The following is a 24,129-nucleotide window of genomic DNA, read 5'->3' as shown; positions in this document are numbered from 1 at the left end:
ACCTACCCCTACTACTGATGGAAAACGGAAAAGACTGAGTCAGCTCAGTCAATCTGCATCAAGGCTAGCAGCTCACGCGCTACAGCCTCGACCGAGGTGTTGACAAGGGTCACGTCGAACTCGGCCTCGGCGGCCAGTTCGACCTTGGCCGCGCTCAGCCGTTCCTCGATCACCTCGGGCGATTCGGTGCCGCGCCCGGTGAGGCGGCGGACCAGTTCCTCCCAGCTCGGCGGCGCGAGGAAGACCAGGCGCGCCTCGGGCATCGACTCGCGGACCAGCCGGGCGCCCTGGAGGTCGATCTCCAGCAGCACGGGCTCGCCCGCGCCGAGCTTGTCGAGCACGGCCGCACGGGGCGTGCCGTAGCGGTTCCCGGCGAATTCGGCCCACTCCAGCAGTTCGCCGTTGGCGACGAGCTTGTCGAACTCGTCGTCGTCCACGAAGTAGTACTGGACACCGTGCTGCTCGCCGGGGCGCGGCTTGCGCGTGGTGGCGGAGACCGACAGCCAGACGTCGGGGTGCACCGTGCGCAGGTGGGCGACGACCGTGCTCTTGCCGACCCCTGAGGGGCCGGAGAGCACGGTCAGTCGCGGGTGTCTGTCCGGGGGGGCCGGAGTGGCCCCCTGCGAAGCGAGGGGGCGGGCCGCCCCCCGGGAGACTGTAGAACTCATGGAGCGATTATCCCTGGTTCCCGGAGGTGCTGGTGCCGCGGCGGGGCAAAGCTTGCCGGGGGCACGAGGACCGTCAGGCGGAGGCGCCGCCGAACTCGCGCTCCAGGGACGCGATCTGGTTCGAGCCCAGACCACGGACGCGACGGCTCTCGGAGATCCCGAGCCGCTCCATGATCTGCTTGGCGCGCACCTTGCCGACGCCGGGCAGGGACTCCAGGAGAGCGGAGACCTTCATCTTGCCGATGACGTCGTTCTCCTGGCCCTGCTTGATGACCTCGTGCAGAGAGGCGCCGGAGTGCTTGAGCCGGTTCTTGACCTCGGCGCGCTCCCGGCGAGCCGCGGCGGCCTTTTCGAGCGCGGCAGCGCGCTGTTCAGGGGTAAGGGGCGGAAGAGCCACGCCTACGTCACCTCGGATGTAGAGCAATCGGATATGGACCGTGTGGTGGAGCACACTCCCCCCGCGTTTACGGGGCGAGAAGCGACGCGAGTGAACGTCGCCGCTCCTGTCGGAGACTAGCGGTCCGAACGGCTCAAGTCAGCGAGAACAGACGAAAAGTCCTGGTCAGACTCGATCCAGCGGGATATTTGGGGCAAAGCGGAACAGGTTTCTGCGTCAATTCGTTCGGTGGTTGAATCTGAACCTTCTTTTTGACGTTTAAACAGCGCGCGACCGGCCCCATCAGGGGCGCGACCGGGGCAACGTTTTGGGGTCCGTCCGGGCCCCGAAGGACCCGGACTCCCCTGCCGCGCACCGTCGTTGGGCCGCCTACCCCCGACCGGTACGGCTACCCGCCCGAGACCGCCGCGCGCACCTCGTCGGTGAAGCGCGCCGCCGCCTCGCGCAGTCCCGCCGCGTCGGGTCCGTGCCGCAGCACGTCCCGGCTGACGCTGGGCACCACATTGGCCACCGCGGAGCCGAACAGCGCCGGCAGTCCCGCGGGCGTGGCGCCCTGCGCCCCGATGCCGGGCGCCAGCAGCGGCCCGTTGATGTCGAGATCCGCGCCCGCCTCCGACAGCGTCGCGCCGACCACCGCGCCGACCGAACCCAGCGGCGTCACACCCGCGTTCTCGGCCGCCATGTGGTCGAGCATCACCTGCGCGACGGACGCGCCGCCCGCCGCCGTCGCCCGCTGCACCTCCGCGCCCTCCGGGTTGGAGGTCAGGGCGAGGACGAAGACCCCGGACCCCGAGATCCGCGCCGCGTCCAGCGCGGGCCGCAGCGACTCGAAGCCGAGATAGGGGCTGACCGTGACCGCGTCGGAGAACAGCGGCGAGTCCTTGTCCAGATACGTGGCGGCGTACGCGGCCATCGTCGAGCCGATGTCGCCGCGCTTGGCGTCCATCAGCACCAGGACGCCCGCGGCCCGCGCCTCGGCGACCGCCCGCTCCAGTACGGCGATACCGCGCGAGCCGAAGCGCTCGAAGAACGCCGACTGCGGTTTGAGGACCGCCGTACGGTCGGCCAGCGCCTCGACCACGGTCATCGTGAAGCGTTCGAGACCGGCCACGTCGTCGTTGAGACCCCACGCGGTGAGCAGCGCGGCGTGCGGGTCGATGCCGACGCAGAGCTGTCCGCGGGTGTCCATGGCCCGGCGCAGCCGCGCGCCGAAGGGTTCGAGTTCCACCTGCGGCGGGGTCGGGGTCATACCGGCACCTTCCGTGTGTCGGCGCCGACGGCGTCGGCGAGCGTGGCGTACGGGCTGGTGGCCAGGCGGGCGGCCAGGCCCTTGTGGACCGCGCGCATCCAGAAGGGGCCCTGGTAGATGAAGGCGCTGTAGCCCTGCACCAGGGTGGCGCCCGCGAGAATCCGCTGCCAGGCGTCCTCCGCGTCGCGGATGCCGCCGACGCCGACCAGCGTGATCCGGTCGCCGACCCGCGCGTACAGCCTGCGCAGCACCTCCAGGGAGCGGTCGCCCAGCGGCGCGCCGGACAGCCCGCCGGTCTCCGCGGTCAGCCGGGGGTCGGACGCCAGGCCGAGGCCGTCCCTGGCGATGGTGGTGTTGGTGGCGATGATGCCGTCGAGGCCCAGTTCCACGGCGAGGTCGGCGACGGCGTCCACGTCCTCGTCCGCCAGGTCGGGCGCGATCTTGACCAGCAGCGGCACGCGGCGGTCGGTCACCGTACGGTCGGCGGCCTCGCGTACCGCCGTCAGCAGCGGGCGCAGGGCGGCGGTCGCCTGGAGATTGCGCAGTCCCGGCGTGTTCGGCGAGGACACGTTGACCACCAGGTAGTCGGCGTGCGCGGCCAGCCGCTCGGTGGACGTCACGTAGTCGCCCGCCGCCGCCTCCTCCGGGACCGTCTTGGTCTTGCCGATGTTGACGCCGACGGTGGTACGGAAGACCGGTCGCCGGGCGGCGAGCCGGTCCGCGACGGCGGCGGACCCGTCGTTGTTGAAGCCCATCCGGTTGATCAGCGCGCTGTCGGCGACCAGCCGGAACAGCCGGGGCCGCGGATTGCCGGACTGGCCCTGCGCGGTGACCGTGCCGATCTCGACGTGGTCGAAGCCGAGCATGGCCATCGCGTCGATGGCGACCGCGTTCTTGTCGAACCCGGCCGCCAGCCCGAACGGGCCGTGCATCCGCAGGCCCAGGGCCTCGGTACGCAGCGACGCGTAGCGCGGCGCGAGCGCCGCCGCGACGAAGGTGCGCAGGACGGGGATCCGCGCCACCAGCCGGATCCACCGGAAGGCCAGGTGATGGGCGCTCTCGGCGTCCATGCGCCGGAAGAAGAGCCGGAAGAAGAGGTGGTACATCGTGTAGCGGTCATCTCCTCGGAGGGGGATGCGCCCCGGAAGGGGCGCGGGGAACTGCGCGCACAGCGGGCGCCGGGCCGCAGCTCACCCCTCGCGCGCCGCGATCAGATGCCGCGCGTGCTCCTGCAAGGAGCGCACCCCGATGTCGCCGCGCGTCAAGGCGTCGATGCCCTGGACGGCCGCGGCGAGCGCCTGGACCGTGGTCAGGCAGGGGATGCCGCGGGCGACGGCGGCGGTGCGGATGTCGTAGCCGTCGAGGCGTCCGCCGGTGCCGAAGGGGGTGTTGACGATGAGGTCGACCTCGCCCTCGTGGATGAGGGTGACCACGGTCGGCTCGCCCTCGGGTCCCACGCCCTCGCTCTGCTTGCGCACGACCCGCGCCTCGATGCCGTTGCGCCGCAGGACTTCCGCGGTGCCCGAGGTGGCCAGCAGTTCGAAGCCGTGCTCGATCAGCGCGCGGGCCGGGAAGATCAGCGCGCGCTTGTCGCGGTTGGCGACCGAGATGAAGGCGCGGCCCTTGGTGGGCAGCGCGCCGTACGCCCCGGCCTGCGACTTGGCGTACGCGGTGCCGAAGACCGCGTCGATGCCCATGACCTCGCCGGTGGAGCGCATCTCCGGGCCGAGGATGGTGTCGACGCCCCGGCCCTGCATGTCGCGGAACCGCGACCAGGGCAGCACCGCCTCCTTGACGGAGATCGGCGCGTCCAGCGGCAGGGTGCCGCCGTCGCCCGTCGTCGGCAGCAGGCCCTCGGCGCGCAGTTCCGCGACGGTGGCGCCGAGCGAGATCCGCGCGGCGGCCTTGGCCAGCGGCACCGCGGTCGCCTTGGAGGTGAAGGGGACGGTACGGGAGGCGCGCGGGTTGGCCTCCAGTACGTAGAGGATGTCCCCGGCGAGCGCGAACTGGATGTTGATCAGGCCGCGTACGCCGACTCCGGCGGCGATGGCCTCGGTGGAGGCGCGCAGCCGCTTGATGTCGTGGCCGCCGAGCGTGATCGGCGGCAGGGCGCACGCGGAGTCGCCGGAGTGGATGCCGGCTTCCTCGATGTGCTCCATGACGCCGCCGAGGTACAGCTCGTGGCCGTCGTAGAGCGCGTCCACGTCGATCTCGATGGCGTCGTCGAGGAAGCGGTCGACGAGCACGGGGCGGTCGGGGCTGATCTCGGTGGACTCGGCGATGTAGGAGGCGAGCCGGGTCTCGTCGTAGACGATCTCCATGCCGCGCCCGCCGAGCACGTACGAGGGGCGGACGAGCACCGGGTAGCCGATCTCGTCGGCGATGGCCTTGGCGCCGTCGAAGGTGACGGCGGTGCCGTGCTTGGGCGCGGGCAGTCCGGCGGCGGCCAGCACGCGGCCGAAGGCGCCGCGGTCCTCGGCGAGGTGGATCGCCTCGGGCGAGGTGCCGACGACCGGCACCCCGTTGTCCTTGAGGGCCTGCGCCAGGCCGAGCGGGGTCTGGCCGCCGAGCTGCACGATGACACCGGCGACCGGGCCCGCGAGCGTCTCGGCGTGCACGATCTCCAGGACGTCCTCCAGGGTGAGCGGCTCGAAGTAGAGCCGGTCGGAGGTGTCGTAGTCGGTGGAGACGGTCTCCGGGTTGCAGTTGACCATCACGGTCTCGTACCCGGCGTCGTGCAGCGCGAAGGAGGCGTGCACGCAGGAGTAGTCGAACTCGATGCCCTGGCCGATCCGGTTGGGCCCGGAGCCGAGGATGATCACGGCGGCCTTCTCGCGCGGCGCGACCTCGCTCTCCTCGTCGTAGGACGAGTAGAAGTACGGGGTGTCGGCGGCGAATTCGGCGGCGCAGGTGTCGACGGTCTTGTAGACCGGGCGGATGCCGAGCGCGTGCCTGACCTCGCGGACGACGTCCTCGCGCAGCGAGCGGATGCCGGCGATCTGGGCGTCGGAGAAGCCGTGCCGCTTGGCGTCGGCGAGCAGTTCGGGGTCGAGGCGGTCGGCCGCGGCCAGTTCGACGGCGTACTCGTGGATCAGGAAGAGCTGGTCCACGAACCAGGGGTCGATCTTCGTGGCGTCGAAGACCTCTTCCGGGGTGGCCCCGGCGCGGATCGCGGTCATGACGGTGTTGATCCGGCCGTCGGTGGGGACGGCGGCGGTGGCCAGCAGCGCTTCCTTGTCCGCGGCGGAGACCGGGGTCACGAAGTCGAACTGCGAGCCCTTCTTCTCCAGCGAGCGCAGCGCCTTGTTGAGCGCCTCGGTGAAGTTGCGGCCGATGGCCATGGCCTCGCCGACCGACTTCATGGTGGTGGTGAGGGTGGCGTCGGCGGCCGGGAACTTCTCGAAGGCGAAGCGCGGCACCTTGACGACGACGTAGTCCAGCGTCGGTTCGAAGGACGCGGGGGTCTTCTCGGTGATGTCGTTGGGGATCTCGTCGAGCGTGTAGCCGACGGCCAGGCGGGCGGCGATCTTCGCGATCGGGAAGCCGGTGGCCTTGGAGGCGAGCGCGGAGGAGCGGGAGACGCGCGGGTTCATCTCGATGACGATGACCCGGCCGTCCTCGGGGTTGACCGCGAACTGGATGTTGCAGCCGCCGGTGTCGACGCCGACCTCGCGGATGACGGCGATGCCGATGTCCCGCAGGATCTGGTACTCGCGGTCGGTGAGGGTCATCGCGGGCGCGACGGTGATGGAGTCGCCGGTGTGCACGCCCATCGGGTCGAAGTTCTCGATGGAGCAGACGACCACGACGTTGTCGTGCTTGTCGCGCATCAGCTCCAGCTCGTACTCCTTCCAGCCGAGGATGGACTCCTCCAGGAGCACCTCGGTGGTCGGCGAGAGGGTCAGGCCCTGCCCGGCGATGCGGCGCAGTTCGTCCTCGTCGTGCGCGAAGCCGGAGCCCGCGCCGCCCATGGTGAAGGAGGGGCGGACGACGACGGGGTAGCCGCCGAGGGTGTCGACGCCCGCGAGCACGTCGTCCATGGTGTGGCAGATCACCGAGCGGGCGGAGTCGCCGTAGCCGATCTTCGCCTTGACGGCCTCGACGACGCCCTTGAACAGGTCGCGGTCCTCGCCCTTGTTGATCGCCTCGACGTTGGCGCCGATCAGCTCGACGCCGTACTTGGTGAGGACGCCGTTGTCGTGCAGCGAGATCGCGGTGTTGAGCGCCGTCTGGCCGCCGAGGGTGGGCAGCAGCGCGTCGGGGCGCTCCTTGGCGATGATCTTCTCGACGAATTCCGGGGTGATCGGCTCGACGTACGTGGCGTCGGCGATCTCCGGGTCGGTCATGATCGTGGCGGGGTTGGAGTTGACGAGGATGACCCGCAGGCCCTCGGACTTGAGGACCCGGCACGCCTGGGTGCCTGAGTAGTCGAACTCGGCGGCCTGGCCGATGACGATCGGGCCGGAGCCGATGACCAGGACGGACTGGATATCGGTGCGCTTAGGCACGCTGGCCCTCCATCAGGGAAACGAAGCGGTCGAACAGGTAGGCGGCGTCGTGCGGTCCCGCCGCCGCCTCCGGGTGGTACTGGACGCTGAAGGCGGGCCGGTCGAGCAGCCGCAGACCCTCCACCACGTCGTCGTTGAGGCAGACATGGCTGACCTCGGCGCGGCCGTACGGGGTGTCGCTGACCCGGTCGCGCGGCGCGTCCACGGCGAAGCCGTGGTTGTGCGCGGTGACCTCGACCTTGCCGGTGCCGCGGTCCTGCACCGGCTGGTTGATGCCGCGGTGGCCGTACTTGAGCTTGTACGTGCCGAAGCCGAGCGCCCGGCCGAGGAGCTGGTTGCCGAAGCAGATGCCGAACAGCGGGGTCCCGCGCTCCAGGACGGCCTGGATGACGGTGAGGTCGGCGGTGGCCGGGTCGCCGGGGCCGTTGGACAGGAAGACGCCGTCGGGCGCGACCGCGTAGACGTCCTCGACGCTCGCGTTCGCGGGCAGGACGTGCACCTCGATGCCGCGCTCGGCCATCCGGTGCGGGGTCATGCCCTTGATGCCGAGGTCGAGGGCGGCGACGGTGAAGCGCTTCTCCCCGATCGCCGGGACGACGTAGGTCTGCCGGGTGGCGACCTCGGCGGACAGGTCGGCGCCGGTCATCTCGGGGGCCTGCCGGACCCTGGCGAGCAGCGTGCCGTCGTCGGCCAGTGCCTCGCCGGAGAAGATGCCGACCCGCATGGCGCCGCGTTCGCGCAGGTGGCGGGTGAGGGCGCGGGTGTCGATGCCGCTGATGCCGACGACGCCCTGGGTGGTCAGCTCCTCGTCGAGCGAGCGCCGCGAGCGCCAGTTGGACGGGGTGCGGGCGGGGTCGCGTACGACGTAGCCGGACACCCAGATGCGGGACGACTCGGCGTCCTCGTCGTTGACGCCGGTGTTGCCGACGTGCGGGGCGGTCATGACGACGACCTGGCGGTGGTACGAGGGGTCGGTGAGCGTTTCCTGGTAGCCGGTCATACCGGTGGAGAAGACGGCCTCGCCGAAGGTCTCCCCCACCGCCCCGTAGGCACGGCCGCGGAAGGTGCGGCCGTCCTCCAGGACGAGTACGGCGGGTGCGGTGGCCGCCCGGACGGAGGTCGTCATTGTGCGCCTTCCTTCTTTGCCTGTTGTTCGGCCGGGCCGACGCCCGGTGTGTGGTCCGCGAAGGCGACTTCCGCCGCCCGTCGGCCGGGGGCGTCCTCGCCGCCGCTGACGCGGTTGATCTCCGCGACCCAGGCCGGGTGCTGCGCGGCCTGGTCGGCGCGGAAGCCGGAGTCGATGAGGGTGCCGCCGTGCTCCCAGGTGACGACCAGCAGGCCGCCTTCGGTGAGGACCTTGCCCGCGATGCCCTTGTCGAGGCGGGCACCGCGCAGGGCGGCGGCGGGGACGAAGAAGCCGGGGGCGCCGACGCGGTCGGCGTCCAGGCCCTCCTCGGTGAGGGTGAGCGTCACCTTGCTGCGTACGCCGAGGCCGTGGGCGACGATCCGGTCCAGCCACTGCCCCGCGGTGGTGCTGCCGTGGTAGCGGCCGTCGAATTCCAGGAGCGGTTCGCCGGTCTCCTCGGGGGTCTGCGGGAGTGCGGGCAGGCCGCCCTGGAGGGTGCGGCGCCACTGCCAGCCCTGGCGCATCAGCCAGTACAGCAGGCCGACGAACAGGGCGAGGCCGACGATCCAGCCGATCCGGTCGGTCCAGTCGGTGACCTTCGCCGAGTGCTTGTCCGCGGCCCGCGCCGTACCGGCCGCCAGCAGTGTCAGAGGTGTCACGTGAGCTTCCCGTCCATGACCGTCGCCTGGCCCCGCAGGAAGGTGGCGTGCACCCGGCCCGGCAGTTCGCGTCCCTCGTAGGGGGTGTTGCGGCTGCGGGAGGCGAAGCCCGCGGGATTGACCACCCCACGGTATGCGGGATCGACCAGGACGAGGTTGGCGGGCTCGCCCTCGGCGAGCGGCCGTCCGTGGCCCGCGAGCCGTCCGATGACGGCGGGCCTGGCCGACATGCGGTCGGCGACGCCCGCCCAGTCCAGCAGTCCGGTGTCGACCATGGTGTGCTGCACGACGGACAGCGCGGTCTCCAGGCCCACCATGCCCATGGCGGCGGCGGCCCACTCGCAGTCCTTGTCCTCGTGCGGGTGCGGTGCGTGGTCGGTGGCCACACAGTCGATGGTGCCGTCGGCCAGGGCCTCGCGCAGCGCGAGCACGTCCGCCTCGGTGCGCAGCGGCGGGTTGACCTTGTAGACCGGGTTGTACGTACGCACCAGCTCGTCGGTGAGCAGCAGGTGGTGGGGGGTGACCTCGGCGGTGACGTCCCAGCCCTTGGACTTGGCCCAGCGGACGAGTTCGACGGAGCCCGCGGTGGACAGGTGGCAGATGTGCACGCGGGAGCCGACGTGCGCGGCGAGCAGGATGTCGCGGGCGATGATCGACTCCTCGGCGACGGCGGGCCAGCCGGTCAGGCCCAGTTCGCCGGAGACGGTGCCCTCGTTCATCTGGGCGCCCTCGGTGAGCCGGGGCTCCTGCGCGTGCTGGGCGACGACGCCGTCGAACGCCTTCACGTACTCCAGCGCGCGGCGCATGATCACCGCGTCGTCCACGCACTTGCCGTCGTCGGAGAAGACCCGTACCCGGGCGGCCGAGTCGGCCATGGCGCCCAGTTCGGCGAGCTGCTTGCCCTCCAGGCCGACGGTGACGGCGCCGACCGGCTGCACGTCGCAGTAGCCGGACTCCTTGCCGAGCCGCCAGACCTGCTCGACGACGCCCGCGGTGTCGGCGACGGGGAAGGTGTTGGCCATGGCGTGCACGGCGGTGTAGCCGCCGATCGCGGCGGCCCTGGTGCCGGTCAGCACGGTCTCGGAGTCCTCGCGGCCCGGCTCGCGCAGGTGGGTGTGGAGGTCGACCAGGCCGGGCAGCAGGACCATCCGGCCCTCGCCGTCGACCACGGTGGCGCCCTCGGTCCCGTCGCCGGACAGGCCCGCGCCGATCCCGGCGATGGTCTCGCCGTCGATCAGGACGTCCTGCGGCTCGCCGCCCAGTACCTTCGCGCCACGGATCAGGATCTTGCTCATGGTTACTTGCTCTCCTCGGTACGGGCGGGGCCGGTCGTCGCGGGTGCGGTCTCGGGGACGGGCGCGGTGGTGGCGATGGCCGGTTCCGAGCCGCCGAGCAGCAGGTACAGCACGGCCATCCGGGTGCTGACGCCGTTGGCGACCTGCTCCACGACGGTGCAGCGCGGCGAGTCGGCGACCTCGGCGGTGATCTCCATGCCGCGGTTCATCGGTCCCGGGTGCATGACGATGGCGTGCTCGGGCAGCACCGCCATCCGCAGCCCGTCCACGCCGTAACGCCGGGTGTACTCGCGCTCGGTGGGGAAGAAGGCGGCGTTCATCCGCTCGCTCTGCACGCGCAGCATCATCAGCGCGTCGGTCTTGGCGAGCACCGCGTCGAGGTCGTAGCTGACCTCGCACGGCCACTGCTCGACGCCGATCGGCAGCAGGGTCGGCGGGGCGACCAAGGTGACGCGCGCGCCGAGGGTGTTGAGCAGCAGCACGTTGGAGCGGGCGACCCGGCTGTGCAGGATGTCGCCGACGATGGTGACGCGGCGGCCCTCCAGGTCGCGGCCGACGCCGGACAGGTGGCGGCGCATGGTGAAGGCGTCCAGCAGTGCCTGCGTGGGGTGTTCGTGGGTGCCGTCGCCCGCGTTGACCACCGAGCCGTTGATCCAGCCGGAGGTGGCCAGGCGGTGCGGCGCGCCGGACGAGCCGTGCCGGATGACGACGGCGTCGGCGCCCATCGCCTCCAGGGTCAGCGCGGTGTCCTTGAGGGATTCGCCCTTGGAGACCGAGGAGCCCTTGGCGGAGAAGTTGATGACGTCGGCGGAGAGCCGCTTGGCGGCGGCCTCGAAGGAGATGCGGGTCCGCGTCGAGTCCTCGAAGAAGAGGTTGACGACGGTACGGCCGCGCAGGGTGGGCAGTTTCTTGATGGGCCGGTCGGCGACGCGGGCCATTTCCTCGGCGGTGTCGAGTACGAGGAGGGCGTCGTCGCGGCTGAGGTCGGCGGCCGAGATCAGGTGGCGCTTCATGCGGGTCACTCCGGGGGTGCTGGGGCGGGTCAGGGCGCGCGGAAGCACAGGACCCCGGCGGGGGTCCTGTCCTGGGTGCGCTAGTCGTCCGCCGGGAGGCCCTCGCGCGGCGCCGCGTCGTCCCGGTCACGGCGGTCGCGCCGGTCGCGGTCCTTGTCGTCCTTCTGGCCGAGCAGGACGGTGTCGCGGCCGTCCTCCTCGGTGAGCTGGACCTTGACGGTCTCGCGCAGCGAGGTGGGCAGGTTCTTGCCGACGTAGTCGGCCCTGATCGGCAGTTCGCGGTGGCCGCGGTCGACCAGCACGGCGAGCTGTACGGCGCGGGGGCGGCCGATGTCGTTGAGCGCGTCGAGGGCGGCGCGGATGGTGCGGCCGGAGAAGAGCACGTCGTCGACGAGGACGACGAGCCTGCCGTCGATCCCGGTGGCCGGGATCTCGGTGCGGGCCAGCGCGCGCGCCGGGTGCAGCCGCAGGTCGTCGCGGTACATGGTGATGTCGAGGGAGCCGACGGCCGTCGTGCGGCCGGTGATCTCGGCGAGTTTGGCCGCCAGGCGCTGGGCCAGGTGGACGCCGCGGGTCGGGATGCCGAGGAGCACCACGTCGTCCGCGCCCTTGGCGCGTTCCACGATCTCGTGGGCGATACGGGTGAGGACGCGCGCGATGTCGGGTGCTTCGAGCACCGGACGGGCGGGCGCGGGGTTCCACTCGGCGGTATCGCGGTCTTCCGGGGTACTGCGGTCTTCGACCATGGGTCGGGGACCTCCTTCCCCGCCTCACGGGACGGGCATTAAAGGACGTCAGGGGTACGCGGCAACGGTATCAGGTGGCGCAGAGCGCCCAGGTCAGCGACCGATCGGCCCTTTCCGGCTTGACGAGCACGGATTACGCTGCGTAACCTCACAGTGAGTCACCGAGTTTCCGTCCGGGGAGCCATATGTCCAGCGATTACGCCAAGCAGCTCGGAGCAAAGCTCCGGGCCATCCGCACGCAGCAGGGCCTGTCCCTGCACGGCGTCGAGGAGAAGTCCCAGGGCCGCTGGAAGGCAGTGGTCGTGGGCTCGTACGAGCGCGGCGACCGTGCCGTGACCGTGCAGCGACTCGCCGAGCTTGCGGACTTCTACGGAGTTCCGGTCCAGGAGTTGCTGCCGGGTACGACCCCCGGCGGGGCGGCCGAGCCGCCCCCGAAGCTCGTCCTCGACCTGGAGCGCCTGTCCCAGGTCCCGCCGGAGAAGGCCGGGCCTCTCCAGCGGTACGCCGCCACGATCCAGAGCCAGCGCGGCGACTACAACGGCAAGGTGCTGTCGATCCGCCAGGACGACCTCCGTACCCTGGCCGTGATCTACGACCAGTCGCCGTCCGTACTCACCGAGCAGCTCATCGGCTGGGGCGTCCTCGACGCCGACGCGCGGCGCGCGGTCCAGCACGAAGAGGGCTAGGCGCCCGGCTCGCCCGAATAGTGCAGAAACGTCCCGCCGCCCGGTGCGGACCCCTTCCCGGGGCCCGCACCGGGCGGCTCCGCGTTCCGGGCCACCCGCCCCGAGAGGCGCGGTCCGCCGCGGCTTGTCGCGCTGTTCCCCGCACCCCTGACGGGTCCGCCCTCCGGTCTTCCGGACAGCGGACGACTCCCCGGGGGCGCGGGGAACAGCGTCCCCGGGGGGCGCGGGGAACCGCGCACTCAGCCGACGCGGCGCGGCACTCGGGACGACACCGCAAGCGGCACCCCCGGGGTCCTGGTCACCGCGACGGGGCCGGGAGGTAGCCCGCGGGGCAGGTGCTGAAGGTGCCACGGCCATGCGTGCGGCTCCGCAGCCCGGTGGCGTAACCGAACAGCTCGGCCAGGGGGACGGTCGCCGTGAGGACCGTGGAGCCCATGGCCACCACGCCGGAGGCGGTCACCCGGCCGCGACGCGCGGCCAGGTCGCCGAGGACGGCGCCCACGGCGCTCTCGGGCACGGTGACCGTCACCTCGGTCACCGGTTCCAGCAGCACCATCGCGGAGGCCCGCAGCGCCTCGCGGAGCGCGAAACGGCCCGCCGTGCGGAAAGCCAGCTCCGAGGAGTCCTTCGCATGGGTCGCCCCGTCCGTCAGCGTGACGCGCACCCCCGTCACGGGGTGACCGCCCAGCGGCCCCTGCGCGAGAGCGTCACGGCAGCCGTCCTCGACCGCGCGAACGTACTCACGCGGCACCCGGCCACCGGTCACCGTCGAGGTGAACACGAACTCCTCCTCCCCCTCCTCGGCGCCGAGCGGCGCCACATCGATGACGACATGGGCGAACTGCCCCGCCCCGCCGTCCTGTTTGACATGCCGGTGGACATGGCCCGTCACCCCGCGGACGACCGTCTCCCGGTAGGCGACCTGCGGGCGGCCGACGCCGACCTCCAGGCCGTGGGCGCGGCGGATCTTCTCCACCGCGACCTCCAGGTGCAGTTCGCCCATGCCCGCGAGCACCATCTGGCCGGTCTCGGGATCGGTCCTGACAGCGAGCGACGGGTCCTCCTCGACCAGCCGTGCGAGCGCCGACACCAGCCGTTCGGTGTCGGTGTTGCGGGCGGCCTCGACCGCGACGGAGACGACCGGGTCGGCCGCCACCGGGGGTTCGAGCACCAGCGGGGCGCCCGGCGCGCACAGCGTGGTGCCCGCGCGGGCGGCCTTCGGCCCGACCACCGCGACGATGTCCCCGGCGACCGCCTGTTCCAGCTCGGTCTGCCGGTCGGCGTGCAGCCGCAGGATGCGGCCGATCCGCTCGCCGCGCCCGGTGCCCGCGTCCAGCACCGTGTCTCCCTTCCTGATCGTTCCCGCGTAGATCCGCAGGCAGGTCAGCCGCCCGGTGGCGGTCGAGTTGACCTTGAACACCAGCCCGGCGAAGGGTTCCGCCGGGTCGGCCGCGCGTTCGCGCGTTTCGCCGTCGAGCGTGCCCCGGACCGGGGGCACGTCCAGCGGCGACGGCAGATAGGCCGCCACCGCGTCCAGCAGCGGTTCGATGCCGCGGTCGCGGTAAGCCGAGCCGCAGAGGACCACGACGCCCTCTCCGCCGCGGGTGAGGTCGCGCAGGGCCGCCGTCAGGGTCGGCTCCGACAGCGCCGAGCGCGCGCAGAATTCCTCCAGCGCGGCCGGGTGCAGCTCCGCCACCGTCTCCTCCAGCAGCCGTCGCCGCCGGTCCGCCTCCTGCTTCAGCTCGTCGGGCACCGCGCCTTCGCGCGGGCCGCCGCCGTCCGTCCAGATCAGGGCGCGCATCCGCAGCAGGTCGACGACGCCCGTGAAGCCGTCCTCCCGGCCGATCGGGAGCTGGACGACCAGCGGGACGGTGTGCAGCCGCCGTCGGATGGAGTCGACCGCCCGGTCCAGATCGGCGCCCGCGCGGTCCAGCTTGTTGACGAAGACGATCCGCGGCACGCCGTGCCGGTCCGCCTGCCGCCACACCGACTCGCTCTGCGGCTCGACGCCCGCGACGGCGTCGAACACGGCGATGGCGCCGTCGAGCACCCGCAGCGAGCGCTCCACCTCGTCGGCGAAGTCGACGTGCCCCGGGGTGTCGATCAGGTTGAACCAGTGCCCGTCCCACTCGCAGCTCACCGCGGCGGCGAAGATGGTGATGCCGCGGTCGCGCTCCTGGGAGTCGAAGTCGGTGACGGTCGTCCCGTCGTGGACCTCGCCGCGTTTGTGGGTGGCGCCGGTGAGGTAGAGGAACCGTTCGGTGACGGTGGTCTTGCCCGCGTCCACGTGGGCGAGGATGCCCAGGTTCCTGACGTCGGCGAGCGCCGGTACGGACGGACGGTTCGGGTTGCTGCGCACGGCCTGTGACCTTTCGGATGATCCGGTGAGGTGGCGGCGCGATTGTCGTGACGTACGACCGATGTGGCCCCGTCCGGAGAGCCGTGAAGCCGCGCGGCCGTAGCGCCGAGCCGCGCCCGGGTGTCCGGGCGTACGGGTACGGCGGCGGGCCTGGCAGGCAGGGCGGCGGGGAGGCGGGGTCGAGCGGATCGGTCGGGGGACCGACGGGGTCAGGCGGGCGTCACGGGGCCACGGTGCCGGCCGCGCAGCGGGCACCGGGCGGACCGAGACACCAGAATCACCCGGTGCCGGGTCGGGGGAACGACGACTGCGCTGCGGTGACGCACGGCCGGGCTCCCCTCATTGGTCCGTTCACTCGTCATGGCACGCGCCGTCCGATGGTGGCGGCGCGTGGACGCGTGCCGAGTGTAGGGAGGCGGCTCCGGTCGCCGCACCGGGTTTTTCCGGTGCGGCGGGGCGGGCTCGTGGCGGGCGGCGTCAGGCTGGGGCGCTCGCGTACATCCGGGAGATGACCTCGGGCAGCAGGCGTTCGGTGAGGCGCGGGGGCAGGGCCTGGAGGACGGCGAGGACGGGGGCCATGCGGTCGGGCAGCGCGCCGCCGGGGCCGACGCCCGCGAGCTGGAGGGCGAGCGCCACCTCGTCGGGGCCGAGGGTGTCCGGGTCGAGCGCGGCGGCCAACTCCACGAGTCCAGGGTCGACGGCGGTCGGGCCGTACGCGCGGGCCCTGGTCACGGCGTCGGCCAGGTGGGCGAGGAGTTCGTCGATCCGGTCCGGGTCGGCGACGGCGGCGGTGACCGTGAGGTGCACATTGGACGGTGAGCCGCCGAAGGCGGGCTGCGGCTGGAGGTACCAGCCGAGCAGCCGCATCTCGTCCGCGACCACGAACGGGTCGAGCGCCGGGTCGGCGGAGGCGACGGCCACCAGCGACGCCTCGGGGGCGCCGAGCACCCGCAGCCCCTCGATCCGGCCGATCCCCTCGACCAGCCGTACGGTCGCCGCGTGCACGCGGCGGGACAGGTCGGTGTACCCGTCGGTGCCGACCCTGCGCAGCACCGCCCAGGCGGCGGCGAGCGGCCCGGCGGACTTGGTGCCCTGCAAGGTCGCGTTGACGACCGGGTAGCCCGGCCAGGAGGCGTGCGCGAACCAGCCGTGCCTGCGCAGTTCCGCGTCCCGGAAGAGCAGCACGGAGGCGCCCTTGGGCGTGTAGCCGTACTTGTGCAGGTCGACCGAGAGCGAGGTGACGCCGGGCACCGCGAGGTCGAAGGCGGGCGGCGGCGCGATGCCGTCGGCCAGCCGCCGGTGCGCCAGGTACCAGCCGCCGATGCAGGCGTCCACGTGGCACAGCGTGCCGCGTTCGGCCGCCGCCCGCGCCACCTCGGCGACCGGGTCGAGCACGCCGTGCGCGTAGGAGGGCGCGGAGACGACGACGAGGGCGGTACGGGGGCCGATGGCGGCTGTCATGTCCTCGGCCCGCACCCGGAAGGTCTCCGGGTCCACCGGGACGCTCACGACGGTGAGTCCGAAGAGCGCCGCGGCCTTGTGGAAGGCGGCGTGCGCGGTGACGGGGAGCACGATCTCGGGGGCGGTGACGCCGCGCGTCCTGCGGGCGTGCTCGCGGGCGGTGAGAACGGCCAGCAGGCAGCTCTCGGTGCCGCCGCTGGTGAAGGTGCCCGCCGTCCGCGGGCCGCCGCCGAGCACGGCCGCCGCCCGCCCCACGACGTCGTTCTCCAGCGCGACCACGCTGGGGAAGGCGGTCATGTCGAGGCCGTTGACGCCCGCGAAGGCGGCCTGGGCGCTCGCCGCCAGATCGTCGAGCCCGTCGAGTCCCGCGTCGTAGACGTACGCCATCGTCCGTCCGCCGTGCACGGGCAGGTCGGCGGCGCGCAGTCCGGCGAGGTGCTTCAGGATCGCGTCGTCGGTCCGGTCGTCCGTTTCGTCCATGCGCGGGAATCTAGGCCAGGGCCAGGACACACACCAGGCCCGAAGCAGAATATTGTTCAACTTCTGCTTCGGGCCCGGAAGGACGGGCCGGGCGCTCGGGCGCGGTTCCTACCGCTTGAGCGTCGGCTTCAGTTCCATCAGCCGGGCCAGCAGCCCGTTGACGAAGGCCGGTGACTCGTCGGTGGAGAACTCCTTGGCGAGCTGCACCGCCTCGTCCAGCACGACCGCGTCCGGGACGTCGTCCTCCCAGAGCAGCTCGTACGTGCCGAGCCTCAGCACATTGCGGTCCACGACCGGCATCCGGTCGAGCGACCAGCCGACGGAGTAGCTGGACAGCAGTTCGTCGATCCGCTCGGCGTGCGCCTCACAGCCCTCGACGAGCTGCATCGTGTACTCGGTGACCGGCGGCTGCCGGTCGTCGGTCCTGGCGAGCCGGATCCAGTCCGCCATGGCGGTCTTGGGGTCGACGCCCCGCTGTTCCGCCTCGAAGAGGATCTGGAAGGCCCGCTTGCGGGCCTTGTTCCGGGCAGCCACGGTTAGCTGTTCACCCGGCCGAGGTAGTCGCCCGTACGGGTGTCGACCTTGACCTTCTCACCCGTGGTGATGAAGAGCGGGACGCCGATCTCGTAACCGGTCTCCAGGCGGGCGGGCTTGGAGCCGCCGGTGGAGCGGTCGCCCTGGACGCCGGGCTCGGTGTACTCGATGACCAGCTCGACGGAGGCGGGCAGCTCGACGTAGAGCGCGGAGCCCTCGTACATCGCCACGACCGCCTCGAAGCCCTCGAGAAGGTAGTTGGCGGCGTCGCCGACCGTCTCGGGCGCGATGATGATCTGGTCGTAGGTCTCGGTGTCCATGAAGACGAAGTCGGTGCCGTCCTTGTAGGAGAACTGCATGCCGCGCTTGTCGACGTTGGCGGTCTCGACCTTCACGCCCGCGTTGAAGGTCTTGTCGACGACCTTCCCGGAGAGCACGTGCTTCAGCTTGGTGCGCACGAAGGCGGGGCCCTTGCCGGGCTTGACGTGCTGGAACTCGACTACGGTCCAGAGCTGGCCGCTGTCGAGCTTGAGCACGAGGCCGTTCTTGAGGTCGTTCGTGGTGGCCACGGTTGCGGAATCTCCTGAAAGTGCTGCTTCGGGGACCGAGGAGGGCACGCGCCCGTCACAGGGCGAGCAGTTCCTTGGTCGTGATGGTGAGTAGCTCGGGCCCGCCGTCCGCCAGTGGACGTACGACGAGTGTGTCGTCGATGCGGACACCGCCGCGGCCCGGAAGGTGGACCCCCGGTTCGACGGTGACCGGCACGCAAGCGTCCAGTTTACCCATGGCCGCAGGTGACAGCCGAGGGTCCTCGTCGATTTCCAGACCCACGCCGTGTCCCGACCACTGTGCCAGACCCTCCGCGTGGCCGGCGGCGGTGAGCGGGCTCCGGGTCGCGTGGTCGACGTCTCGGCAGGCCACACCGGGTGCGAGCGCCTCGCGGCCGGCCCGCTGGGCGGCGAACACCAGCTCGTAGAGGTCGATCTGCCAGGCTGCGGGAGCGGTGCCGATGACGAACGTACGGCCGACTTCGCAGCGGTAGCCGCGGTAGCGGGCGCCGAGCCGGACGGTCAGGAAGTCGCCCTCCTCGACGCGGCGGTCGGTCGGCACGTGCCGGGGCGCGCCGGAGTTCGGGCCGGTGCCGACGGAGGTGCGGAAGGCGGGGCCCTCGGCGCCGTGGTCGACCAGGCGGCGCTCCAGCTCCAGGGCGAGGTGCCGTTCGGTGCGGCCGACCAGGATCGACTCCAGCAGCTCGCCGAGGGCTTGGTCGGCGATCTCCGCGGCGATCCTGAGGTTGGCGATCTCGTGCTCGTCCTTGACCAGCCGGAGCTGTTCGACGGCGCCGCCGAGGTCGGACAGCGGGAGCGCGCCGACGACCGAGCTGATCGCCCGGTGCCGGGTCACCGTCAGGTGGTGCTCCTCGACGGCGAGGGAGTCGGCGCGGTGCTCGCGGGCCAGGTCGGCGGCGGCCACCGCCGCGTCGCCGTCCGGCGTCGCCAGCACCACCGCGCGCAGGTCGCCGGGCAGCGGTTCGTCGCGGTCGTCCTGCGGCGGTGTGAGGTGCACCAGCGCGTCGTCGTCCGGGCCGATCAGCAGCGCCGCGCCTTGCGGCGCGCAGCCGGTCAGGTAGCGGATGTTCGCGGGACGGGTCACCAGCGCGGCGGACGCGCCGTTCGCCGCGCACCGGTCGCGCAGCCGTGCTCTGCGTGCTGCGTGCACCTCGGACATGTGGCGAGCGTATGGGCGCGTCGGCGGCCCGGCTTCCTGAGCGCGTCCACCCGTGGCGCCGGGCCGCCGGCCGCGCCCGTACCGCCGAAGGCTCGCCTGCCGCGTGAGCCCGTACGCGGGCCGCTCGCCCGCCGCCGCCGGATCGTGCGGACGGGCTACCAGATGGGCGGGCCCTGGGCGCTGCGGGCCACGACGCGGTCGAGGGCGGCGGCGGCGGAGACCACGTCGAGCTGGGAGTTGTCGATGATGGGCAGGCCCGAGCCGTACCAGCCCGCCATACGGCCGTGGATCCGGGCGACTTCCTCGTCCGACAGGCGGCGGTTGCCGGTGCGCTCCGCGTTGCGGGTCAGGACGACGTCCAGTCCCGGGAGCAGGACGACGGGGAGCAGGCCGGGCCCGACGTGCCGCTTCCAGCCGCCGAGGCCGACGGCGGGGCGGTCGGGGAAGACGGCGTCGTCGATGATGCAGGAGACGCCGTTGGCCAGGAAATTACGGGCGGCGAAGCCGCAGGTGCGGCGGGCCAGCCGGTACTGCGCCTCGGAGTGCTCGTTCCACCCCGCCTGCGGGTCGGCGAAACCGGCCCGCACCCATTCGCGTACGTCGTCCAGGCTGATGTGCGCGGTCGGCGCGCCGCGGTGATCGGCCCAGTGCCGCGCGATCGTCGTCTTGCCCGCCCCCGCCGCGCCGATCAGCAGCACGGCTATCGGGCCGTGCGAGGCGCCGGACAGCGAGCCGTTGCCGTGCGGCGCCGGGACCTGCACGGGCGCGGGCGACGACAACGGGAAGTGCCCCGTACTGACGCCCGTCCCCTGGGGCGGGGTGGGGCCACCGGGCTGCGGCGCCCCCACAGCGTGCTGCATCTCGCCCCACTCCATCCCGTACGGAGGACCAGCTTCTTGAACCGGCCGGTAACGAACCCGTTCGACACGGAACGGTACAGCCCCTGACGGCCGTTGTGTGAACGAGCCGCGCTCCTCCAGGGTGCCCCGCTAGGAGCCGCCGTCCTCCGCGAGGGCGCGCAGCGCCAGCCGGTACGACCCGATGCCGAATCCGGCGACCGTACCGGAGGCGACGGCGGCCACGACGGAGTTGTGCCGGAACGCCTCGCGCGCGTACGGGTTGGAGATGTGCACCTCGATCAGCGGCGCGGTCCGCTGCGCGGCGGCGTCGCGCATCGCGTAGGAGTAGTGCGTGAAGGCGCCGGGGTTGAGGACGACGGGAATCCGGCCGTCGGCCGCCTCGTGCAGCCAGCCGATCAGCTCCGCCTCGTCGTTGGTCTCGCGGACCTCGACGTCGAAGCCCAGCTCGGCGCCGAGCTTGGTGCACTCCTCGACCAGACCGGCGTACGAGGTCGCGCCGTAGACGTCGGGCTCGCGGGAGCCGAGGCGCCCGAGGTTGGGGCCGTTGAGCACCAGGACGCGGGTGGTCACGCGGAGACCTCCCCGTAGGCGGCGAGCAGGACGGCCGGGTCGGGGCCCTCCAGAACGGTCGGCTTGGCGAGTCCGTCGAGGACGATGAAGCGCAGCATGTCGCCGCGGGACTTCTTGTCGACCTTCATGGTCTCCACCAGCTTCGGCCACTGGTCGCCGCGGTAGGTCAGCGGCAGTCCGACGGACTCCAGGACGGCGCGGTGCCGGTCGGCGGTCGCGTCGTCCAACCGCCCGGCCAGGCGGCCGAGTTCGGCGGCGAAGACCATGCCGACGGAGACGGCGGCGCCGTGCCGCCAGTTGTAGCGCTCGTTCTTCTCGATCGCGTGCGCCAGCGTGTGGCCGTAGTTGAGGATCTCGCGGAGGCCGGACTCCTTGAGGTCGGCGGAGACGACCTCGGCCTTGACCCGGATGGCGCGTTCGATCAGCTCGCCGGTGTGCGGGCCCTCCGGGCTGCGGGCGGCGGCCGGGTCGGACTCGATCAGGTCGAGGATGCCGGGGTCGGCGATGAACCCGGCCTTGATGATCTCGGCGAGGCCGCTGACGTAGTCGTTGACCGGCAGCGAGGCGAGCGCGGCGAGGTCGCAGAGGACTCCGGCGGGCGGGTGGAAGGCACCGACAAGATTCTTGCCCTCCGCGGTGTTGATGCCGGTCTTGCCGCCGACGGCCGCGTCGACCATGCCGAGCACGGTGGTGGGCACGGCGATCCAGCGCACTCCGCGCAGCCAGGTCGCGGCCACGAAACCGGCCAGGTCGGTGGTGGCGCCGCCGCCGACGCCGACGATCACGTCGGTGCGGGTGAAGCCGGTCTGGCCGAGCGCCTTCCAGCAGTAGGCGGCGACCTCGGCGGTCTTGGCCTCCTCGGCGTTCGGGAGCTGGATGGCGATGGCCTCGAAGCCCTGCTCCGCGAGGTCCTCGCGGATCGCCTCGCCGGTCCCGGCCAGCGCCTCGGGGTGTAGGACGGCCACCCGGCGCGCCTTGGGCCCGATCAGTCCCGGCAGCTCGCCGAGGAGCTGGTGACCGACCAGCACCTCGTACGCCTCGGTGCCCGCCGTGGCACCGACCTGGATACGGGTGGGGGGCGCCACCGCGTCGTTCTCGCTCATGCGTCCTTCAGTTGGAGTGCGTCGAGGACGGCCTCGGCCACGTCCTCGGGGGTGCGGTCGTCGGTGCTGACCACGGCGCGGGCGATCTCCGTGTACAGCGGGCGGCGTACGTCCATCAGCTCGCGCCACTGCTGGCGCGGGTTGACCGCGAGCAGCGGGCGCGGCGCGTCCAGGCCGACGCGGCGGACGGCCTGGTGCAGGCCGACGTCGAGGAAGACCACCGGCAGACCGGCCAGCAGGTCGCGGGTGGGGCCGTCCATGACGGCGCCGCCGCCCAGCGACAGCACTCCCTCGTGCTCGGCGACGGCGGTGCGGACCGCGGCGCGCTCCAGCTCGCGGAAGCGCGGCTCGCCGTCGTCGATGAAGATCTCGGGGATCGGCTTGCCCGCGACGGCCTCCACATCGGCGTCGGTGTCGCGGTACGTGGTGCCCAGCCGGTCGGCGAGCGCGCGGCCGACGGTGGTCTTGCCCGCTCCGGGCGGGCCGACGAGGACGATCGCCGGGCCGGTCACTTGATCGCCAGGTTGTCGAGGAAGCCGCGGACGCTGCGCCGGGTCTGTACGACCGAGTCGCCGCCGAACTTCTCCGCGACCGCGTCGGCCAGCACCAGAGCGACCATCGCCTCGGCGACGATGCCCGCCGCGGGCACCGCGCACACGTCGGAGCGCTGGTGGTGGGCCTGGGCGACCTCGCCGGTGGTGACGTCGATGGTGGCGAGCGCGCGGGGCACAGTGGCGATCGGCTTCATCGCGGCGCGGACCCGCAGCACCTCTCCGGTGCTCATGCCGCCCTCGGTGCCGCCGGACCTGCCGGAGGCGCGCCGGACGCCGTCGGGGCCCGGCACGATCTCGTCGTGCGCCTTGGAGCCGGGCACCCGGGCCAGGTCGAAGCCGTCGCCGACCTCGACGCCCTTGATCGCCTGGATGCCCATCAGCGCGGCGGCCAGCCGTGCGTCGAGCCTGCGGTCCCAGTGCACGTGCGAACCGAGGCCGACCGGCACTCCGTACGCCAGCACTTCCACGACGCCGCCGAGCGTGTCGCCGTCCTTGTGGGCCTGGTCGATCTCCGCGACCATCGCCTTGCTCGCGTCCGCGTCCAGGCAGCGCACCGGGTCCGCGTCCAGCCGCTCCTCGTCGCCGGGCACCGGCACCACGCCGTAGGGCGCCTTCGCCCCGGCCAGTTCCACCACGTGCGAGACGATCTCGATGCCCGCGGTCTCCTTCAGGTACGACCGCGCGACCGCGCCCAGCGCCACCCGCGCCGCGGTCTCCCGCGCGCTGGCCCGCTCCAGCACCGGCCGTGCCTCGTCCAGGTCGTACTTCTGCATCCCCGCCAGGTCCGCGTGGCCGGGTCGCGGCCGGGTCAGCGGCGCGTTGCGCGCCAGGCCCGCCAGGATCTCCGGGTCCACCGGGTCGGCCGACATGACCTGTTCCCACTTGGGCCACTCGGTGTTGCCCACCATCACGGCCACCGGGCTGCCCATGGTGAGGCCGTGCCGTACGCCGCCCAGGAAGGTCACCTCGTCGCGCTCGAACTTCATCCGCGCCCCGCGCCCGTATCCCAGCCGCCGCCGCGCCAGCGCGTCCGCCACCAACTCCGTGGTGACCGGCACCCCGGACGGCAGCCCCTCCAACGTCGCGACGAGTGCGGGTCCGTGCGACTCCCCCGCGGTCAGCCAGCGCAACCTGCTCAACGGTGCTCCCTCGATGTGCGCGTCCCGGTCCGGCCGCCCCCGAGCAACGGCGTGCCGTCCTGTCCCCCGATCCTCCCACGCCGACGTGCCGTGCCCCGACACGGTCCACCGTGCGGACAGCGACCGGCCGGAACCGTCACCCCCGCGGCAGCGCGGCCTCGCCCGCCGCGCGCATGGCCGCGAGGGGGGCGGGGGCGTGGCCGGTGTACTGCTCGATCTGGAGGACGGCCTGGTGGACCAGGAGGTCGAGGCCGCCGACGACCGGGGCGTCGCGGCGGGACCAGGCGGCGGCCAGCGGGGTGGGCCAGGGGTCGTAGAGGACGTCGAAGAGGGCGCCGGGGGCGGGCGGGACGGCGGCGGCGAGGTGGTCGGCGGCGCCGGCCGGGGTGGTGGCGATGACCAGCGGCTCGTCGAGGGCCTTGGCGGCGTCGGCCCAGTCGGCGACGCGCACGGCGACACCGAGGCGGTCGCCCCACTGCCGCATCTCGGCGGCGCGCGCCGGGCCGCGTACGTACGCGGTGACCTCGGCCGTGCCGAGCCGCGCGAGCGCGGCCAGCGCGGAGGAGGCGGTGGCCCCGGCGCCGAGGACCGCCGCGGAGGGCACGGAGGTGATGCCGCGCTCCCGCAGGGCGGCGAGCATGCCGGGGATATCGGTGTTGTCGCCCCTGCGGCGGCCGTCGGGGCCGAGCACGACCGTGTTGACGGCCTCCACGGACGCGGCCGTCTCGGTGATCTCGTCCAGCAGCGGGATCACGGCCCGCTTGAGCGGCATCGTCAGCGACAGACCGCGCCAGACGGCGGGGTCGAGGCCGCCGATGAAGCCGGGCAGCGCGGCCTCGTCGACCTCGAAGCGGTCGTAGCGCCACTCGACGGCGAGGCCCATCGCCTCGAACGCGGCCCGGTGCAGCACCGGGGAGAGCGAGTGCGCGATGGGTGACCCGAGCACCGCCGCACGGCGGGTGCCCGGGTGTCCGGTCGTGTCCACGGAAGAAGT

22 protein-coding genes are annotated in these 24,129 nt (G+C 72.5%); 1 reads left to right on the top strand and 21 read right to left on the bottom strand.

Features of this window, described 5'->3' with window-relative positions:
* Positions 1–44: 44 nt before the first annotated feature.
* The 10 genes from gmk to pyrR form a co-directional block, all read right to left on the bottom strand.
* Complete coding sequence (gmk, locus tag ACIO6U_RS22260; protein WP_355348790.1) at positions 45–668, bottom strand: guanylate kinase; 624 nt, start codon at positions 666–668, stop codon at positions 45–47.
* Between the two features lie 73 nt (positions 669–741).
* Positions 742–1,065 carry an integration host factor gene (locus tag ACIO6U_RS22255; RefSeq protein ID WP_093712873.1) on the bottom strand — a complete coding sequence of 108 codons (324 nt, stop codon included), beginning with the start codon at positions 1,063–1,065 and terminating at the stop codon, positions 742–744.
* A 388-nt stretch (positions 1,066–1,453) separates the two neighbouring features.
* Positions 1,454–2,293, bottom strand: a complete 840-nt coding sequence (gene pyrF / locus ACIO6U_RS22250) for an orotidine-5'-phosphate decarboxylase (RefSeq protein ID WP_391046719.1) — start codon at positions 2,291–2,293, stop codon at positions 1,454–1,456.
* A 17-nt stretch (positions 2,294–2,310) separates the two neighbouring features.
* A complete protein-coding gene (locus ACIO6U_RS22245) occupies positions 2,311–3,420 on the bottom strand; it encodes a quinone-dependent dihydroorotate dehydrogenase (protein WP_391160781.1) in 1,110 nt (369 codons plus the stop codon).
* A gap of 84 nt (positions 3,421–3,504) precedes the next feature.
* Positions 3,505–6,822, bottom strand: a complete 3,318-nt coding sequence (carB, locus tag ACIO6U_RS22240; RefSeq protein ID WP_355348779.1) for a carbamoyl-phosphate synthase large subunit — start codon at positions 6,820–6,822, stop codon at positions 3,505–3,507.
* Positions 6,815–7,948 (bottom strand): glutamine-hydrolyzing carbamoyl-phosphate synthase small subunit, encoded by a 1,134-nt coding sequence (carA, locus tag ACIO6U_RS22235; RefSeq protein ID WP_355348776.1) that lies wholly within the window; start codon positions 7,946–7,948, stop codon positions 6,815–6,817. Before carA ends, carB begins: the two co-directional genes overlap by 8 nt.
* On the bottom strand, positions 7,945–8,607 hold the full coding sequence (locus ACIO6U_RS22230; RefSeq protein WP_401721520.1) for a hypothetical protein: 663 nt from the start codon (positions 8,605–8,607) through the stop codon (positions 7,945–7,947). Before ACIO6U_RS22230 ends, carA begins: the two co-directional genes overlap by 4 nt.
* Positions 8,604–9,902: a dihydroorotase gene (locus ACIO6U_RS22225; protein WP_401721517.1), complete on the bottom strand. Its 1,299-nt coding sequence runs from the start codon at positions 9,900–9,902 to the stop codon at positions 8,604–8,606. Before ACIO6U_RS22225 ends, ACIO6U_RS22230 begins: the two co-directional genes overlap by 4 nt.
* A 2-nt stretch (positions 9,903–9,904) precedes the next feature.
* Positions 9,905–10,915 (bottom strand): aspartate carbamoyltransferase catalytic subunit, encoded by a 1,011-nt coding sequence (locus ACIO6U_RS22220; protein ID WP_355348767.1) that lies wholly within the window; start codon positions 10,913–10,915, stop codon positions 9,905–9,907.
* A gap of 80 nt (positions 10,916–10,995) precedes the next feature.
* On the bottom strand, positions 10,996–11,661 hold the full coding sequence (gene pyrR, locus ACIO6U_RS22215; RefSeq protein WP_401721514.1) for a bifunctional pyr operon transcriptional regulator/uracil phosphoribosyltransferase PyrR: 666 nt from the start codon (positions 11,659–11,661) through the stop codon (positions 10,996–10,998).
* Positions 11,662–11,846: 185 nt separating this feature from the next.
* Here pyrR and bldD point away from each other — a divergent pair, with 185 nt between their 5' ends.
* Entirely contained in the window at positions 11,847–12,347 is a 501-nt protein-coding gene (gene bldD / locus ACIO6U_RS22210; RefSeq protein WP_033174517.1) for a transcriptional regulator BldD, read from the top strand.
* Between the two features lie 298 nt (positions 12,348–12,645).
* On the opposite strand, the gene fusA is transcribed toward bldD, so the two are convergent.
* From fusA to ACIO6U_RS22155, 11 genes are all read right to left on the bottom strand, one after another.
* Positions 12,646–14,706 (bottom strand): elongation factor G, encoded by a 2,061-nt coding sequence (gene fusA / locus ACIO6U_RS22205; protein ID WP_401721512.1) that lies wholly within the window; start codon positions 14,704–14,706, stop codon positions 12,646–12,648.
* Positions 14,707–15,183: 477 nt separating this feature from the next.
* Positions 15,184–16,647, bottom strand: a complete 1,464-nt coding sequence (locus ACIO6U_RS22200) for a pyridoxal phosphate-dependent decarboxylase family protein (RefSeq protein ID WP_401721509.1) — start codon at positions 16,645–16,647, stop codon at positions 15,184–15,186.
* Between the two features lie 108 nt (positions 16,648–16,755).
* Entirely contained in the window at positions 16,756–17,181 is a 426-nt protein-coding gene (gene nusB / locus ACIO6U_RS22195; protein ID WP_355348754.1) for a transcription antitermination factor NusB, read from the bottom strand.
* A gap of 2 nt (positions 17,182–17,183) precedes the next feature.
* Complete coding sequence (efp, locus tag ACIO6U_RS22190) at positions 17,184–17,750, bottom strand: elongation factor P (RefSeq protein WP_188285184.1); 567 nt, start codon at positions 17,748–17,750, stop codon at positions 17,184–17,186.
* A gap of 55 nt (positions 17,751–17,805) precedes the next feature.
* Positions 17,806–18,909 (bottom strand): M24 family metallopeptidase, encoded by a 1,104-nt coding sequence (locus ACIO6U_RS22185; protein WP_355348750.1) that lies wholly within the window; start codon positions 18,907–18,909, stop codon positions 17,806–17,808.
* 155 nt (positions 18,910–19,064) lie between these two features.
* Positions 19,065–19,769 (bottom strand): AAA family ATPase, encoded by a 705-nt coding sequence (locus ACIO6U_RS22180; RefSeq protein WP_188285186.1) that lies wholly within the window; start codon positions 19,767–19,769, stop codon positions 19,065–19,067.
* A 129-nt stretch (positions 19,770–19,898) separates the two neighbouring features.
* Positions 19,899–20,339 carry a type II 3-dehydroquinate dehydratase gene (gene aroQ, locus ACIO6U_RS22175; RefSeq protein WP_355348746.1) on the bottom strand — a complete coding sequence of 147 codons (441 nt, stop codon included), beginning with the start codon at positions 20,337–20,339 and terminating at the stop codon, positions 19,899–19,901.
* Positions 20,336–21,442, bottom strand: coding sequence for a 3-dehydroquinate synthase (gene aroB / locus ACIO6U_RS22170; RefSeq protein ID WP_401721506.1), 1,107 nt, complete (start codon positions 21,440–21,442; stop codon positions 20,336–20,338). The genes aroQ and aroB overlap by 4 nt, the downstream gene beginning before the upstream one ends.
* Positions 21,439–21,954, bottom strand: coding sequence for a shikimate kinase (locus ACIO6U_RS22165; RefSeq protein WP_355348740.1), 516 nt, complete (start codon positions 21,952–21,954; stop codon positions 21,439–21,441). Before ACIO6U_RS22165 ends, aroB begins: the two co-directional genes overlap by 4 nt.
* A complete protein-coding gene (gene aroC, locus ACIO6U_RS22160; RefSeq protein ID WP_355348737.1) occupies positions 21,951–23,135 on the bottom strand; it encodes a chorismate synthase in 1,185 nt (394 codons plus the stop codon). Before aroC ends, ACIO6U_RS22165 begins: the two co-directional genes overlap by 4 nt.
* A 136-nt stretch (positions 23,136–23,271) precedes the next feature.
* Positions 23,272–24,120: a shikimate dehydrogenase gene (locus ACIO6U_RS22155; RefSeq protein ID WP_401721503.1), complete on the bottom strand. Its 849-nt coding sequence runs from the start codon at positions 24,118–24,120 to the stop codon at positions 23,272–23,274.
* Between the last annotated feature and the right edge of the window lie 9 nt (positions 24,121–24,129).

The sequence above is a fragment of the Streptomyces sp. NPDC087422 genome (assembly GCF_044744145.1).
In the GTDB taxonomy this organism is placed as follows: Bacteria; Actinomycetota; Actinomycetes; order Streptomycetales; family Streptomycetaceae; genus Actinacidiphila.
The sequence above is the reverse complement of the archived record's forward strand: the minus strand, read 5'-3'. Positions and strand labels throughout refer to the sequence as shown.

Excerpts from the sequence above, each read along its gene's own strand:
- gmk (WP_355348790.1), bottom strand. The coding sequence starts at position 668 with ATGAGTTCTACAGTCTCCCGGGGGGCGGCCCGCCCCCTCGCTTCGCAG.
- ACIO6U_RS22245 (WP_391160781.1), bottom strand. The coding sequence starts at position 3,420 with ATGTACCACCTCTTCTTCCGGCTCTTCTTCCGGCGCATGGACGCCGAG.
- carA (WP_355348776.1), bottom strand. The coding sequence starts at position 7,948 with ATGACGACCTCCGTCCGGGCGGCCACCGCACCCGCCGTACTCGTCCTG.
- ACIO6U_RS22225 (WP_401721517.1), bottom strand. The coding sequence starts at position 9,902 with ATGAGCAAGATCCTGATCCGTGGCGCGAAGGTACTGGGCGGCGAGCCG.
- ACIO6U_RS22220 (WP_355348767.1), bottom strand. The coding sequence starts at position 10,915 with ATGAAGCGCCACCTGATCTCGGCCGCCGACCTCAGCCGCGACGACGCC.
- pyrR (WP_401721514.1), bottom strand. The coding sequence starts at position 11,661 with ATGGTCGAAGACCGCAGTACCCCGGAAGACCGCGATACCGCCGAGTGG.
- bldD (WP_033174517.1), top strand. The coding sequence starts at position 11,847 with ATGTCCAGCGATTACGCCAAGCAGCTCGGAGCAAAGCTCCGGGCCATC.
- ACIO6U_RS22200 (WP_401721509.1), bottom strand. The coding sequence starts at position 16,647 with ATGGACGAAACGGACGACCGGACCGACGACGCGATCCTGAAGCACCTC.
- ACIO6U_RS22185 (WP_355348750.1), bottom strand. The coding sequence starts at position 18,909 with ATGTCCGAGGTGCACGCAGCACGCAGAGCACGGCTGCGCGACCGGTGC.
- ACIO6U_RS22180 (WP_188285186.1), bottom strand. The coding sequence starts at position 19,769 with ATGCAGCACGCTGTGGGGGCGCCGCAGCCCGGTGGCCCCACCCCGCCC.
- aroB (WP_401721506.1), bottom strand. The coding sequence starts at position 21,442 with ATGAGCGAGAACGACGCGGTGGCGCCCCCCACCCGTATCCAGGTCGGT.